14 protein-coding genes are annotated in these 13,216 nt (G+C 70.6%); 4 read left to right on the top strand and 10 right to left on the bottom strand.

The window, feature by feature from the left end:
* Positions 1-329: 329 nt before the first annotated feature.
* Genes AC16DP_RS19175 through modA form a run of 4 tightly spaced genes read right to left on the bottom strand, consistent with a single transcriptional unit; the run spans position 330 to position 3,165 of the window.
* On the bottom strand, positions 330-545 hold the full coding sequence (locus tag AC16DP_RS19175; protein WP_329733375.1) for a hypothetical protein: 216 nt from the start codon (positions 543-545) through the stop codon (positions 330-332).
* A gap of 31 nt (positions 546-576) precedes the next feature.
* Positions 577-1,665 carry a molybdenum ABC transporter ATP-binding protein gene (modC, locus tag AC16DP_RS19180; RefSeq protein WP_329733376.1) on the bottom strand — a complete coding sequence of 363 codons (1,089 nt, stop codon included), beginning with the start codon at positions 1,663-1,665 and terminating at the stop codon, positions 577-579.
* Positions 1,647-2,324 carry a molybdate ABC transporter permease subunit gene (gene modB, locus AC16DP_RS19185; protein ID WP_329733377.1) on the bottom strand — a complete coding sequence of 226 codons (678 nt, stop codon included), beginning with the start codon at positions 2,322-2,324 and terminating at the stop codon, positions 1,647-1,649. Before modB ends, modC begins: the two co-directional genes overlap by 19 nt.
* 4 nt (positions 2,325-2,328) lie before the next feature.
* Positions 2,329-3,165, bottom strand: coding sequence for a molybdate ABC transporter substrate-binding protein (gene modA / locus AC16DP_RS19190; protein WP_329733378.1), 837 nt, complete (start codon positions 3,163-3,165; stop codon positions 2,329-2,331).
* Between the two features lie 335 nt (positions 3,166-3,500).
* On the opposite strand from modA, the gene AC16DP_RS19195 reads away from it, so the two are divergent.
* From AC16DP_RS19195 to AC16DP_RS19205, 3 genes are all read left to right on the top strand, one after another.
* The gene (locus AC16DP_RS19195) at positions 3,501-4,058 is read left to right on the top strand and encodes an Ig-like domain-containing protein (RefSeq protein ID WP_329733379.1); all 558 of its coding nucleotides are present in this window, start codon (positions 3,501-3,503) and stop codon (positions 4,056-4,058) included.
* A 110-nt stretch (positions 4,059-4,168) separates the two neighbouring features.
* Positions 4,169-4,459 carry a fibronectin type III domain-containing protein gene (locus AC16DP_RS19200; protein ID WP_329733388.1) on the top strand — a complete coding sequence of 97 codons (291 nt, stop codon included), beginning with the start codon at positions 4,169-4,171 and terminating at the stop codon, positions 4,457-4,459.
* A gap of 8 nt (positions 4,460-4,467) precedes the next feature.
* Positions 4,468-4,917, top strand: coding sequence for a hypothetical protein (locus tag AC16DP_RS19205; protein WP_329733380.1), 450 nt, complete (start codon positions 4,468-4,470; stop codon positions 4,915-4,917).
* A 32-nt stretch (positions 4,918-4,949) separates the two neighbouring features.
* Here AC16DP_RS19205 and AC16DP_RS19210 read toward each other — a convergent pair whose 3' ends face one another.
* The 6 genes from AC16DP_RS19210 to AC16DP_RS19235 all read right to left on the bottom strand — a co-directional run bounded on the left by AC16DP_RS19210 (position 4,950) and on the right by AC16DP_RS19235 (position 12,115).
* Complete coding sequence (locus tag AC16DP_RS19210; RefSeq protein WP_329733381.1) at positions 4,950-7,106, bottom strand: adenylate/guanylate cyclase domain-containing protein; 2,157 nt, start codon at positions 7,104-7,106, stop codon at positions 4,950-4,952.
* A gap of 46 nt (positions 7,107-7,152) precedes the next feature.
* Entirely contained in the window at positions 7,153-7,833 is a 681-nt protein-coding gene (locus AC16DP_RS19215) for a carboxypeptidase regulatory-like domain-containing protein (RefSeq protein ID WP_329733382.1), read from the bottom strand.
* On the bottom strand, positions 7,815-8,582 hold the full coding sequence (locus AC16DP_RS19220) for a hypothetical protein (RefSeq protein WP_329733383.1): 768 nt from the start codon (positions 8,580-8,582) through the stop codon (positions 7,815-7,817). The genes AC16DP_RS19215 and AC16DP_RS19220 overlap by 19 nt, the downstream gene beginning before the upstream one ends.
* Before the next feature lie 149 nt (positions 8,583-8,731).
* Positions 8,732-9,481, bottom strand: a complete 750-nt coding sequence (locus AC16DP_RS19225) for an energy transducer TonB (RefSeq protein WP_329733384.1) — start codon at positions 9,479-9,481, stop codon at positions 8,732-8,734.
* Positions 9,482-9,570: 89 nt separating this feature from the next.
* A complete protein-coding gene (locus tag AC16DP_RS19230; protein ID WP_329733385.1) occupies positions 9,571-10,287 on the bottom strand; it encodes a response regulator transcription factor in 717 nt (238 codons plus the stop codon).
* A complete protein-coding gene (locus AC16DP_RS19235) occupies positions 10,262-12,115 on the bottom strand; it encodes a sensor histidine kinase (protein ID WP_329733386.1) in 1,854 nt (617 codons plus the stop codon). Before AC16DP_RS19235 ends, AC16DP_RS19230 begins: the two co-directional genes overlap by 26 nt.
* A gap of 167 nt (positions 12,116-12,282) precedes the next feature.
* On the opposite strand from AC16DP_RS19235, the gene AC16DP_RS19240 reads away from it, so the two are divergent.
* Positions 12,283-13,062, top strand: coding sequence for an endonuclease III domain-containing protein (locus AC16DP_RS19240; RefSeq protein WP_329733387.1), 780 nt, complete (start codon positions 12,283-12,285; stop codon positions 13,060-13,062).
* The last annotated feature ends 154 nt before the right edge of the window (positions 13,063-13,216 follow it).

The raw sequence follows: 13,216 nt of genomic DNA on the forward strand, positions 1-13,216 counted from the left end.
GGACGGCCACACGCGCCGCGCGCCCTCCACCGCAATCCCCACCAGCAGGTAGAGCACCGACAGCATGGGCCTGGTAGATGATGGCTTCGACGGGGTAGTGCTCCTCCACGTGCGTGCGGGCCAGCTCCACCCGCGCGCGCGCTACCAGTCTCCCAGCCAGGCACTGGATGGGGCATGCTCCCGAAGCATGGGCAGAATTCTTGTACCGTCGCGCCTGGCCCTGGCATTGAGCCTCGCCCTCCTGTCCGCCGCGTGGGCTCCATCAACGACAATGACGCGCACCCGTGCGTCCTCGCTGATGCCCATCAACCAGCCGGTCCAAATCTCCATCAACAAGCGTGCGCGGCAACAGCCGTGCGCGCCACCCTGTCGGCCCGGGCTGGCTGGGCCGACACGTGCAACTGCCGGCTGCCCACCACGGGCAACCCTTCCATGCTGGCCCACAGCTGTCCCCCTTCCCCCTCCACTCGCCTGTCCTGCCCGGCGCGCACCAGCAGCTGATAGCCCTGGCCGGCCGCGCGCGAGAACAACTCGAAAGTGTGCATTCTTCAGCCCAGAGGGAGAGGGAGACCCGGCTCATGGGCGGGGCACGAGCCGCACCGAGGGCGCCTTGAAGGTGGCGGTGAGCGCCCGCCCCTCGGCGAGCCCCAGCTCCTCCGTGGAGAAGCGCGTCACCCGCGCCACCAGGGGGAAGCCCGCGTCCAGCCCCACGCGGACCAGGGCTCCTTCGTGGGAGAGCGACACCACCTTGCACGGCAGCCGGTTGCGCGCGCTGGTGGGCGCCGCCTCGGGTAGGCCCAGGGTGACGTCCTCCGCCCGGAGGCAGACGAAGACGGCGCTCCCCTCGTGCGCGGGCGCCAGGGCCACCAGGTGATGCGGGCCCACCTCCACCGTGGCCAGCCCCTCCTCGCGCTTCAGCACCGTGCCCGGCAGCACCGTCTCGATGCCCGTCATCCTCGCCACCGCCAGCTCCGCCGGGTGGTTGAACACGTCCGCCACCGGCCCCACCTGGCACACCCGGCCTCCCTCCATGGCCACCAGGTCATCCCCCAGCGCGAGCGCCTCCAGCCGATCGTGTGTCACCACCACCGTGGGCACCCCCAGCTCCCGCAGCAGCCGCCGCAGCTCGCCCCGGAGCTGCTCGCGCGAGGGCGCGTCCAACGCGGACAGGGGCTCGTCCAGCAGCAGCAGGCGTGGGCGGATGGCCAGCGCCCGGGCCAGCGCCACCCGCTGTTGCTGCCCGCCCGACAGCTCCCTCGGCCGGCGTCCCTCCAGCCCCTCCAGGTGCAGCAGCGCGAAGAGGGAGCGCGAGCGCTCGCGCCGCTCGTCCGCGGGCAGCTCCGCCAGGCCATACTGGACGTTCTGCTCCGCGGTGAGGTGGGGGAAGAGGGCGTAGTCCTGGAAGAGCAGCCCCACGCGCCGCCGCTGGGGTGGCAGGTACACGCGGGCGGCCGTGTCGCACCAGGGCTCGCCATGGAAGAGGATGCGCCCGTGCTCGGGCCGGTCGAGCCCCGCGAGGCATCGCAGCACCGTCGTCTTTCCCGCGCCCGAGGGGCCGAACAGCACCGCGACCCGGCCGGGCGTGGCGGGCAGCTCCAGCGTGGCCCGCACGGTGGGGCCACCCGGGAAGCGCTTCTCCAGGTCGACTACGAGCGTGCCGGCCATGGTGCCCACACCCTGCGCTGCAGCCCATAGGTGAGGGCCAGCACGACGAACGAGAAGACGAGCAGCACCAGCGCCGTGCGGCCCGCCGAGGCGTAGTCCAGCGCCTGCACCGAGTCGTAGATGGAGATGGAGGCCGTGCGCGTGCGGCCCTCCAGGTTGCCGCCCACCATGAGCACCACGCCGAACTCCCCCAGCGTGTGCGCGAACGTCAGCACCATGCCGGAGAGAATGCCGGTGGCGGACAGGGGCAGCACGATGCGCAGGAACGTCTGGAATCGCGAGACGCCCAGGCACCACGAGGCCTCGATCAGGCGGCGATCCACGCCGGCCAGGGCGGCGGTGAAGGGCTGCACGCTGAAGGGCAGGCTGTAGAGCACCGAGGCCACCAGCAGGCCACCGAAGCTGAAGGGCAGGGTGCTGCCGAAGAGCGACTCGAAGGCCCCACCCAGCGGACCGCGAGGGCCGAGCGCGAGCAGCAGGTAGAAGCCCAGCACCGTGGGGGGCAGCACCAGCGGCAGCGACACCACGGCCTCCACGAGGAACTTCCACCGCCAGCGCGACGTGGCCAGCCACCAGGAGAGGGGCAGTCCCAGCAGCAGCAGGAGGAGCGTCGTCCACGCGGCGAGGCGCAGGCTCAAGAAGATGGCGGCCTGATCCAACGCCTCACTCCTTCGGCAGGGAGAAGCCGTAGCGTGAGAGCACCGCCGTGCCCTCGGGGCCGAGCAGGTGGTCGCGGAACGCCCGGGCCAACGCCGGATCCTTCGCGCGCTTCAGGATGGCACCTCCCTGCTCCATGCGCGGGTAGGCGTCGAGCGGCACCTCCCAGGAGTGGCCCTGCTCCCGCATGGCCGGGGCGAGCGCGAGCGCCAGGGCGATGATGCCCGCGTCCGCGGCCCCGCTCTGCACGAACTGGGCGGTCTGCGCGATGTTCTCCCCGAGCACCAGCCGATCCTTGACGGTGTCGTACACGCCCTGGCTCTTCAGGGCGGCCTCGGCGGCCCGGCCATAGGGGGCATGCTGGGGGTTGGCGATGGCGATGCGCCGGGCGGCCGGCTCGCGCAGGGCGTCCATTCCGCGCTGCGCCACGGGCAGCGGCGAGTCCCTGGGCACCCACACCACGAGGCGGCCCACGGCGTAGAGGAAGACCTCGCCGGCGACCAGTCCCTGCTCGGCCAGCCTGCGGGGGTAGGCCACGTCCGCGGAGAGGAAGACGTCGAAGGGGGCCCCGTTGCTCAGCTGCGCGAGGAAGTTCCCCGACGAGCCATAGGTGACCTGGACGTCCGCGCCGGGGTGCTTCTCCCGGAAGCTCACCAGCAGCTCGTCCAGCGCGAACTTCAGGTCCGAGGCCGCGGCGATGGTCAGCGTCCGCTTCGGCTCGGCGCCCGCGGACGGGCCGGGGCCGCTGGCGACGGCCCCGTTCTCGCGCAGCCCCACCTTCAGGCCCGCCGCGATGATGACCAGGGCGCCCGCGGCGAGCGCTCCCTTCACGATGACGTTCATTCAGTCCCTTCCCGGACGGCGGCCATGATGTTCGCAGCTTAACGGGGCCCGCGCGGGAGACCGCGACAAGAAGCCTCCGGCGCGTCGCGCGGGGTGCCAGCCGGGTGACACGGGGCGTGGAGTTTTTTCCCCGAGGCCTCCCGGCGGGGCTGAAAGAACTTCCGTCCTCCCGCCAGGTCCGGCCGCGCGTCGATCTCCCGGAAAGACGGCGGAAGCCCGGAGAGATCGGCCAACCCGCTGTTTTCCCGAAAGAAAGGGATGGCCGGTGGGAGCCACCCCCGGGGGAGGGCGGACTGTCCGGGGTCCGGCACGGTTCTGGCTAATGGTCGTGGGCGATGGCACTGAGCAAGAAACAGAAGCGGATCTACAGCCCCTCGATCTGGGAGACCTGGATGCCTTCGGTGGGCGTCGTCACCCTGGTGGGAGCCCATGTCCTGGCCGCCTCGCTGGGCCTGTACTCGTCGGCACCGGAGGTGAAGGTGCTCCAACCCGCCACGGGCGCGTCCATCAACGGACACCTGGAGATCGCGGTCCAGGCGGATGACGGGCCCACGGGCTCGGGGGTGCGGAGCGTGGAGTACCAGCTCGGCTCCACCTCGGGCGTCTGGAAGCCGCTGACGCTGGACGTGGAGTCCATGACCTACAAGGCGAGCACCGAGGCGGGTGCCGTGCCGGCCGGAGGCCATGAGCTCTACATCCGCGCCGTGGACTACACGGGCAACCTGCGCACCGTGTTCGTCACGGTGAAGGTGGACCCCGCCGCCACCGAGCCCGGCGAGGAGCAGCGGCAAAAGCCCGTGGTGGACGGCACGCAGGACTTCTCCTCGACGCGCACCGTCGAGGCGCAGGGCTGGGGCGGGCTCCTGCTGTCGACCCTGTTCCGTTCGCGTTGATGCCGTACCCGCGGTCGCTTCACCGATGTTGGCCAGGTGCTCGACGCGCCCGCCTCCGGTGAAGCCTCTCGCGGTTTCCAACCCCCTGCTTCGGCGGACTGTCCGCCGACATCAGCTGGACCACGGACGAGCCGGCGAGCTCGCAGGTGGAGTACGGCACCACCAGCGCCCTGGGCTCCGCGACGGCGGTGGATCCGGCGCGCACCACGAGCCACGGCATGAGCCTCACGGGCCTGCAGGCGAACCGGACGTACTTCTACCGGGTGCGCTCGGTGGACGCGTCGGGCAACGCGGGGGGGTCGCAGGTGCTCCTCCCGCGCGGACGCCCGCCGCTCCTGGCCCGGTGGCTCCGGAAGGCCCGCGCCTCGAGCGTGAAGGCCTTGCCATCCAGTTCGACCTGAGGCCCGCCGTGGGCGCCGGTCCGGTGGAGGCGCAGTCCGAGGCCATCGCCACCTTCACCCTCACCGATGCCCGCTCGGGCGAGCCGGTGCGCGGGGCCCGCCCGCTCGGGTGGATGTCCCTGCGCGAGGGCTCCGAGCCGCTCACGGACGCGCAGTGCGCCGCGAAGGTGAAGACGTACCTGGGCGGACTGCTGTCGGTCCAGGCGGACGCGGACCTGAACTCGTACTTCGTCCTCGCGCTGAACCACGACAACTCCATCTCCGTCATCAACCCGCAGCTGGCCTTCAGCCGCACGAAGCTGCGCAGCCTCGTGACGCTCGCGCATGAGGACTCGATGACACGCTCATCGGTCACGCGTGGGAGGGGCCGTCTGGTACCCCTTTCGGGGTGCGCTCTTGAAGACACGGAGCGTGTAGAGACCCCATGCCAGACATGCGTCAGGGCAGCTCGAGCCTGACGTGGAAGGTGTAGGAAACACTGACGGGCGAGCTACTTGGTGTCGAGCGAGAACACGCCGTCCCAGTCCTCGGGGGGAGGCTGGCGGAGCGAGGCCTCGCAGCGGGCGGCGAAGACGCGCGAGGGTGGATCCCCGGGCGAGGCGCGGAAGTGCTCGAGGGCCTCGGTGAAGCGGCGGGCGCGGTAGAGGGCGAGCCCCTCGGCGAACCGGGCGAGGTGCGCGGGCGGAGGGGCTCCGGCCACGTCCACCAACTCATAGACGCGCACGGGGAGCTGCCGTCCCTTCACGCGCAGCAGATCCAGCTCCCGGGCGAGCACGGTGCCGCGGGCGGCCCGCACGGTCTCCTCGGAGGCGAGGATGCGGGTGCCGTACACCTTGGCGGCGCCCTCCAGGCGGGAGGCGAGGTTCACCGTGTCGCCGATGACGGTGTAGTCCTGGGCGGCGCGCGAGCCGATGTTGCCCACCACGCCGGGTCCGGTGTTGAGGCCGATGCGGCAGTCCAGCCGGGCCAGGCCTCGTGCTTCCAGCTTGGGGGCCAGCGTGTCCACCACCGCCACGAGCCGCAGCGCGGTGAGGCACGCCCGTGCGGCATGGTCCTCCTGGGGGAGGGGGGCGTTCCAGAAGCACATGATGGCGTCGCCGATGAACTTGTCGAGCGTGGCGCCGTGCTCGCCCAGCACCTCGGTGGCGCGTTCGAAGTAGCCGTTGAGCACGTCGACGAGGGCCTCGGGGCTCATCTCCTCGCTCATCGAGGTGAAGCCCACCAGGTCGCTGAAGAGCACGGTGAGCTCGCGGCGCTCGCCGCCGGGGGCGGCCTTCTCCGGGTTGCGGATGAGCTCGTCCACGACCTGGGGGTTCAGGTAGCGCTTGAAGAGGCCGTGGATCTGATCCCGCTGGCGGAGGCCGAGGACCATCTCGTTGAAGGCGCCGGTGAGCCGGCCCACCTCGTCCGTGCCCCGGACGGGGACCTCCACGTCCAACGCCCCCAGGCGCACCTGCCGGGCGGCGGCCTCCAACTGCACCAGGGGCGCGGAGAGGCGGCGCGCCAGCAACACGGCGAGGACGAAGGCCAGCAGCACCACGCCCACCGCGATGGGCAGGAGCCGGGTGCGGACGCCCGTGAGGATGGGCTCGCTCTCCGCATCGAGGTTGCGCATGACGAACACCCGGCCAATGGCTGTCCCCTCCCTTCCATCCTTTCTCTTCTCCCCGTGCACGTCCCAGAAGACGTCCTCACGGACGAGATAGCGGCCATCGTTGGTGTCGAGGGAGAAGCTCTCGTCAGGGTTCTTCTGGGTGGCCTCCTCCGGTTGGGTCGCGGCGGAGCCGGACTCGACGAGCTTCGCGCGCAGTTCCCTGGAGACTCCCTTGGAGGTGGTCAGGGCGTCCCCGGCGCGCAGGGCGAAGTGCGCCCCGGCACCCTGGAGTTCAGCTCCCGAGGTGCCCTGCTCCAGGGAGTTCTCCAGTAGCAGTTCCGTCACCCAACGGCCCTTCAGCACCACGCCAATGGGTCGGCGGGCCGACTGCTCCAGGAAGTTCTCTCCGCCGGAGGTGGTGGCCAGGTGTGCATGCACGAGCAGCAGATCGTCCTCGCGGATGCAAATCTTCGCGTTGTCTCCCGTACAGGGGGGCACGAAGGTGAAGGGCAGGGTGCGCAGGTAGGCAGGGGACCAGAGTTCGGAGGCGAAGCCTTCGTGCAGCGCTCGGTCCAGCAGGGGCACATCGTCCACGGTGTTCCCCACCTGCTCGTCATCGCCGTGGGTGAACACCAATCGCTTGCGCACGTTGAAGAAGGCCCAGAGGGTCCTCTCCGGGTCTTTCTTTTCCGGGTCTTTCTTCCACCCGAAGACTTCGGTGTCCGCGGAGAGGATGACGTCATGCGCGTTCTGGATGCCCTCGAACTCGGCATCTCCGTCGTCGAGTCCGGCGGTGCTGTCGTCGGAGTTGACGGTGAGGGCCGCGTTCTTGAACGTGCGGTCGCGCGCGTGCGCGTCGGCGACAGCGAGGATGCTCTCCTGGGTGGCCTGGGAGAGTCGCTGGAAGGCATTCAGCGTGCGGGTCAGGTCTCCGCGGATCTTCTCCTCGGCGGCTTTCTCCACCGCCCGTTGGGTGGCCACCAGCGCCACGGCGAGCGCCAGCACCGACAGCAGCATGAAGGCCGCCACGAGCCGCGCGGAGAGCGAGTGCAACCCCAGGCCTCCGGCACGGGTACCCGCTTCCCGCTGCGCCGGGGACTCAGTAGGCATCGGAGCGGGGGGTGTACTGGCGGCCATGCTTGTCCAGGTGCTTGTCGTCGGCGCGCGTCTCGGTCAGCTCCAGCGTCACCACCGCCTCCTCGCCGGGCTTCACGGTGACCTCGGCGCGAGACACGTCGCTGCGCTCGTCCCGCCGGTGCACGGCGAAGATGGGATGCGTACCGGGAGGTACGCCCTTGAGCACGAAGCGCCCATCCGGCCCGGTGACGGCGACGGCCCGGTTGGGCACCACCACCAGCGTGGCCACCATCTGCTCGTGGATGTCGCAGTAGACGTCGATGAGGCCCGTCTTCTTGAAGGTCTCCGTGTAGTCCTCGCCCGGGCGGTTCTTGCCGGCGTCGAACTTCCCGGCGCGCGAGCGGGAGAAGACGTTGTGCACCACCACGTCGTTGTTGGAGAAGCGCACCTTCTGCCCGGCCACCACGGCCATCACCGAGGGCTGGAAGGCCTTGTTGCGCTGGGCCATGTTCACCTCGCCCGCGGGAGGGGGCTCGGTGTAGCCGGTGAGGTAGACCACCACGCCGGAGCGATCGGCCTTGGGGACGGGGCGCCCATCCGGGCCCTGGACGGTGATGCGGACCTCGCCGCGGACGGTGCCCTGCTGCGCGGCGGCGAGCGGAGCGGCGAGGGACAGCAGGAGGATCAGAGCACCACGGCCCATATCAGCCTCGGCATGAACTGGGGCGTCTCGGGGAACAGGGGAGTGAGCCCCACCATGACGCCGAGCGTGACCCACGTCCGGCCAAACGTCCAGGCCACGTCGGCGCCCACGAAGTGGTGCTGGCCGCCTGGAATGCCCTGGAGGGGAATCTCCCCGAAGGCCTCGAGCGAGGCGCGCAGCTCGTCCTCGACGAGGGGCAGCGACACGCCCGCCGCATAGGTGCCGAGCAGCCGCACCGGGCCCTCCTGCCCTCGCAGCGCCGGCAGGCCCACCTGCGCGCCCAGGTCGAGCGTCAGGCGCAGGCCGCCCTCCGTCTCGAAGGACTGCACCAGGTTGGCGTCCAGGCGGGAGGGCTGCGCGGAATGGAGGGTGTGGTGGTAGGCCACGCGCAGCAGGCCCTGCCAGGGTGCGTCATCTCCGCGGGGGTTGAGGCGCAGGCGCAGGTCCGCGTCGAAGGACTCGAGCTGCGTGCGATCCCGGGTGGCCACCACCTGGAAGGGCACGGCCAGCTCCAGCCGCTGGGTGAGGCCGAAGACGGGGGCCCACCAGATCCAATAGCTGGAGGTCCGTCCCGGCACACCGGGCGCCCGGGACCTGGCCCACAACCACTGCTCCAACTCCACATCCCCCTTGGGGACGATCTCCGTGTCCCACACCCAGATGAAGGGCCGCCGCCCGGCCTCGGCCGGTGTGGGAAGCACGGCCAGGGCGAGGACCCCCAGCAACACGAAACGACGCACTGCGCTCATCGACCCTCCCGATGACGGGCCCGAGCCCTCCGCACCCGCGGGGGCCAGGGTGGACGTCCGGGACACAGGCATATCCGACGAGCCGGTGCCTGGGCGAGGGGAGCGGGCATTTCCCTTCGGGCCCGGCCCCCCCCGGCCGGGCGTGCCCGCTACGGCAGCTTGAGGTTCACGGTGAAGGTGTAGCTCACGTTGACGGGCCTGCCCTGGAAGGTGACCGGGCGGTAGTGGCGGCTCGTCACGGACTGGAGCACGGCATCATCCATGAAGGGCAGGCCCTTGATGATGCGGCAGTTCTCGACGTCGCCCTCGCGGGTGATGGTGCACTTGGCGATGATGACGCCACTGACGCGGGCGCGCAGGGCCTCGTAGGAGTACTGCAGGGGCACGCCGGTGGAGACGAGCTGCGGCGGCGTCATGCCGGCGCCGAAGGGGAGCACCTCCTCACCCGTCGACTGGCCGATGTTGCCCAACGCCATCCCGGCGATGGCCTGCGCACCGGGGATGCCGCCCTGCTCGACACCATTGGGGTCGCTGCCGGGGATGTAGGGCAGGTCATTGGTCTCCTCGGGTTCGGTGTCCTCCGGGGGAGGAGTCGCCTCGACGGTCTTCGTCTCTTCCGGAGGCGGAGGAGGAATCTTCTTGGGCTGGACCAGCTCGGTCTTCGGCTTGGGCTTCGGCTTGGTGGGCGCCGCCACCTGCTTGGGCGGATTCGGGTTGCCCTTGGGCGGCTGGGGCACGTTGAAGACGAGCTCGGGCTCGTTCCGGATGGTCTCCGCCGCCTTGCCGGACAGGCCGAGCATGCCGGCGAACACACCCGCGTGCACCATCAAGGACACCCACATCCCCGTCCCGAACCGACCCGCGCTCAATCCTGGCTGATTGATGACCGACTGGAACACTTGGAATCCCTCCTGGCTGGTACCCGTCAAGCTACGGATTCCAGGGGGGCCGGTGGCCTTGGGTCGGCCATCTCTTCGTCATGGTTTCGTCATGGACCCCCGAGCTCCATGCGGTAGCCCACCCCGCGGATGGTGTGGATGGTGAAGGAGGAGGCACTCGTCCAGCCGAGCTTCTTCTTCAGGTTGGAGACGAAGTTGTCCACGGTGCGCGGGTCCACGATGACGTCCCGGCCCCACACCGCGTCGAGGATCTCCCCCCGGGGCAGGGCGCGGTCGCGGTGCTTGAGCAGATAGGCGAGCAGATCGAACTCGGTGCGGGTGAGGTCGATGACGCTCCCATCCGCGCGCGAGAGGGTGCGCTTGCCCAGGTCCAGCGAGAAGCCCGCGAAGGACAGGATGGAGGGCGGCGCCCCGCCGGCCCGGCGCACCAGGGCGCCCACCCGGGCGAGCAGCTCGCGCAGCCGGTAGGGCTTGGTGAGGTAGTCCTGCGCCCCCGCGTCGAAGCCCCGGACGATGTCGTCCTCGAGCGAGCGCGCGGTGAGCATCAGCACCATGGACTGCACTCCACTGGCGCGCAGCCGGCGGCAGAACGAATAGCCGTCCTCGCCCGGGAGCATCACGTCGAGGATGAGCAGATCATAGGTGCGCGCGCGCAGCAGCGGCTCGGCCTCCTGGGTGTGGGAGGCCACGGTGACGTCGTACCCCTCGTCCTGGAGGTTGTCGCGCAGGCCGATCCGCAGGTTCGCGTCGTCCTCGACGACGAGGATGGAGGGGCGGGCGTTAGGAGGGCTGCTCGGGGCGTTCATGGCGGGGTTCGGGGAAGAGCAGGGAGAAGGTGGTGCCCTGGGGGCTGGACTGGTCGATGGAGATGCGGCCCCCGTGCAGGGCCATGATTCTCCGGCACAGCGCGAGCCCCAGGCCACTGCCGTGGACCTCGGGGCCCTGGGAGCCCAGCCGGTAGAAGTCGCGGAAGACGTTCTCCCACTCGGACTCGGGGATGCCGATGCCGTTGTCGCCGAAGAGCACCACGCAGCCATGGCCCTCGTGGGGGTAGGCGCGGATGGAGAGCTCCACGGGGTCGCGGCGGTTGTAGGCGCACGCGTTGCGCGCGAGGTTGATGAAGAGCAGGCGCAGCAGGGACGGATCCACCTCGAGCTCCACGTCGCCCACGTCCGCGGTGAGCTGGACGGGGACGGAGGTGTTGCCCACCAGGTCCGAGCGCAACATGCCGATCAGCTCGTCCAGCTTCACGCGGGCGGGCTTGAGCTGCCAGCGGCCCTTGTCGATGCGGTTGAAGGACAGGATGTTCTCGACGAGGAAGTGCAGCCCGTCGGCGGCCTGGATGATGCGCTCGGGGTAGTCGCGCATCTCGGGGACCTTGGAGAGCTTGCGCTCCATCGTCTCGGCCAGCAGGCGGATGGAGGCCAGGGGTGTGCGCAGCTCGTGGGAGACGGTGGCCACGAAGTCGCTCTTGAGCTCGACGTAGCGGTAGCGGCCGTACTGGGCCACCACCGCCATCACCACGATGGCCACCGCGAGCGCCCCACACGTGGCCACCAGCAGCGTCTTCAACCCGTAGCGCTGCTCGAGGGCGTTCTCGGCGGCGGTCCACGCGGGGACGGACACCTCGACCCACAGGGACTCCAGGGGCTGCTCGGCCTCGGTGGTCCTCAGCCGCACCGAGCCGTCCGCGCCGAAGTGGTTGCGCCGGCGCAGCTCCTGGGCCAGGTCGCGCAGGAGGGCGTCGAGGTCCACGGCGATGCCACGCACCGCCTCGTCCTGCTGCTGCTCCACGTACCAGCGCTGACCGATGAGGGTGGGGCCCGAGAGGTTCTCGGGAATCACCAGCATGCCGGCGCCGGCTTCGCGGGCGCGGGACTGGAAGTCGTCGGAGGGCTCGCCGAGCGCGGTGCTGACCTGGACGATGTGGGCGAGCAGGAACTCGAAGTCGGGCTGGGTGAAGCGCCAGCGCTCGCGCAGGAGATCGCGCTGCAGGCCGGCGGAGCGCTCGATGCCGCCGAAGTCCTCGGGGAGCCCCTCGCGCAGCAGCGCGCGGACGAGCGGTGGGGTGGCCTCGCCGCGCTGGAGCCGCTCCAGCAGGAGGAGGACGAAGGGGAGCTCCTGGACGGGTGGAAGGGGATGCTCCGCGTGGTAGCGCAGCAGTTCCTCGGCGAGCGCATGGGCACGGGAGGCACGGCGCTGATCGAGCGCCGCCTCCACCGCGCGAAGGCGGACGAGCCGCTCGCCCCAGGGCTCGGCCGTGGAGCCCTCGGCGAAGGCCTTGACGAGCTCGCGGTAGTGACGCACGGCGGTGGCGCGCGAGCCGCGGGCGGAGCGGGTGAGTCGGGGCAGGAACTGATGGCCGCGGAAATTGAGGAGGAAGCCCTCGCCCGGGGCGAGTGGATCTCCCATGGCGGCGTGGAGGGCGTTGAGGTTGCTCTTGAGCTGCTGGGCGAGCGTCTGCCGCAGGGCGAGGGTGGCGAACTCCTCGATGGCGTGGCGGCGGGAGGCGAGCTGCGCGCGGGCGTCCTCGCGCTCCTGGGCGAAGATGCGCTGGAGGCTCACCAACCCCCAGGTGAGGGCGAGGAGGCCGCATCCGAGGGCGACGAGGGTGGGAAGGAGCCGGCGCAGCATGGGGGCCCGAGGGGCCCGCGCATTATACGTGCAGGGGCTGGGCTGGCCATCGCGCGGACTCCCGGACGCTCGCTGGCCCGGCCGCCGCTCGGAGGCGACGTGCGGGGTCGTCAGGAGGAGAGGGGATGAGAAGGTTGGAGGGGTGACTTCAGAAGTGGGGCGCTGCCATGCCATCTCTCCCGTTGTTTCCCGAGGCCCCGGCCGGCCCGAGCGCGAAGGCACTGCGGGTGCACGAGCGCCTGTGCGCCGAGTACGGCTGTCCCATCCCCTGGTTCCGCTCGCGGGATCCACTCAGCGAGCTCGTCTCCGCGCTGTTGAGCCACCGCACGCGCAATGCCTCCAGTGGCGCGGCCTTCCGGCAGTTGCGCGCGCGCTTTCCCACCTGGGAGGCGGTGCGCGATGCATCCTGCGTGGAGGTGCGGGAGGCGATCTCCGCGGTGACCTGGCCGGAGCAGAAGGCGCCGCGCATCCAGCAGGTGCTGCGGTGCATCTCCGAGCGCAGGGGAGGGGAGCTGTCGCTGGACTTCCTGGCGGAGGTGCCGGTGCGCGAGGCGCGGGACTGGCTCGAGCACCTGCCCGGAGTGGGGCCGAAGTCGAGCGCCGCGACGCTGCTGTTCAGCCGCCTGAGGAAGCCCGCGCTGCCGGTGGACAGCCACCACCACCGGGTCGCGGTGCGGCTGGGGCTCATCCCCGAGACCGTGGCGGTGGGACCAGCGCACCGGCTGCTGGAGGCGCAGCTCCCGCCGGACTGGGATGCACAGCGCGTCTATGACAACCACGAGGCGCTGATGCTGCACGGGCAGCGGTGCTGCTTCTACCGGGAGCCCACGTGCCAGCGCTGCCCTGTGCTCGACCTATGCCCCACGGGTCAGGCCCGGCTCGCGTCCCAGCGGGGCTCGAGGTCCGCTGGGGAGAGGGACAGCTCCCGCCTGCTCCTTGATCAATAGGGAGCAACAGCCTGCTGAGTGCCTTGGCTAATACTACAGTGGGACTTTGGCGCGAGGGTCTCTGCGTCGGTAATGGCAGCGTTTGGCGATGGCCTGATGGCGGCGTCGCCAGCGGCTCCAGTGCAGGACGAAGTCCAAGGCCGGCCGCACCACC

Source organism: Archangium sp., assembly GCF_057119385.1.

What these genes read in the sequence shown, in the direction of transcription:
- AC16DP_RS19175 (WP_329733375.1), bottom strand. Translation starts at nt 545, where the DNA reads ATGCACACTTTCGAGTTGTTCTCGCGCGCGGCCGGCCAGGGCTATCAG.
- modC (WP_329733376.1), bottom strand. Translation starts at nt 1,665, where the DNA reads ATGGCCGGCACGCTCGTAGTCGACCTGGAGAAGCGCTTCCCGGGTGGC.
- modA (WP_329733378.1), bottom strand. Translation starts at nt 3,165, where the DNA reads ATGAACGTCATCGTGAAGGGAGCGCTCGCCGCGGGCGCCCTGGTCATC.
- AC16DP_RS19195 (WP_329733379.1), top strand. Translation starts at nt 3,501, where the DNA reads ATGGCACTGAGCAAGAAACAGAAGCGGATCTACAGCCCCTCGATCTGG.
- AC16DP_RS19215 (WP_329733382.1), bottom strand. Translation starts at nt 7,833, where the DNA reads ATGGGCCGTGGTGCTCTGATCCTCCTGCTGTCCCTCGCCGCTCCGCTC.
- AC16DP_RS19220 (WP_329733383.1), bottom strand. Translation starts at nt 8,582, where the DNA reads ATGAGCGCAGTGCGTCGTTTCGTGTTGCTGGGGGTCCTCGCCCTGGCC.
- AC16DP_RS19230 (WP_329733385.1), bottom strand. Translation starts at nt 10,287, where the DNA reads ATGAACGCCCCGAGCAGCCCTCCTAACGCCCGCCCCTCCATCCTCGTC.
- AC16DP_RS19235 (WP_329733386.1), bottom strand. Translation starts at nt 12,115, where the DNA reads ATGCTGCGCCGGCTCCTTCCCACCCTCGTCGCCCTCGGATGCGGCCTC.
- AC16DP_RS19240 (WP_329733387.1), top strand. Translation starts at nt 12,283, where the DNA reads ATGCCATCTCTCCCGTTGTTTCCCGAGGCCCCGGCCGGCCCGAGCGCG.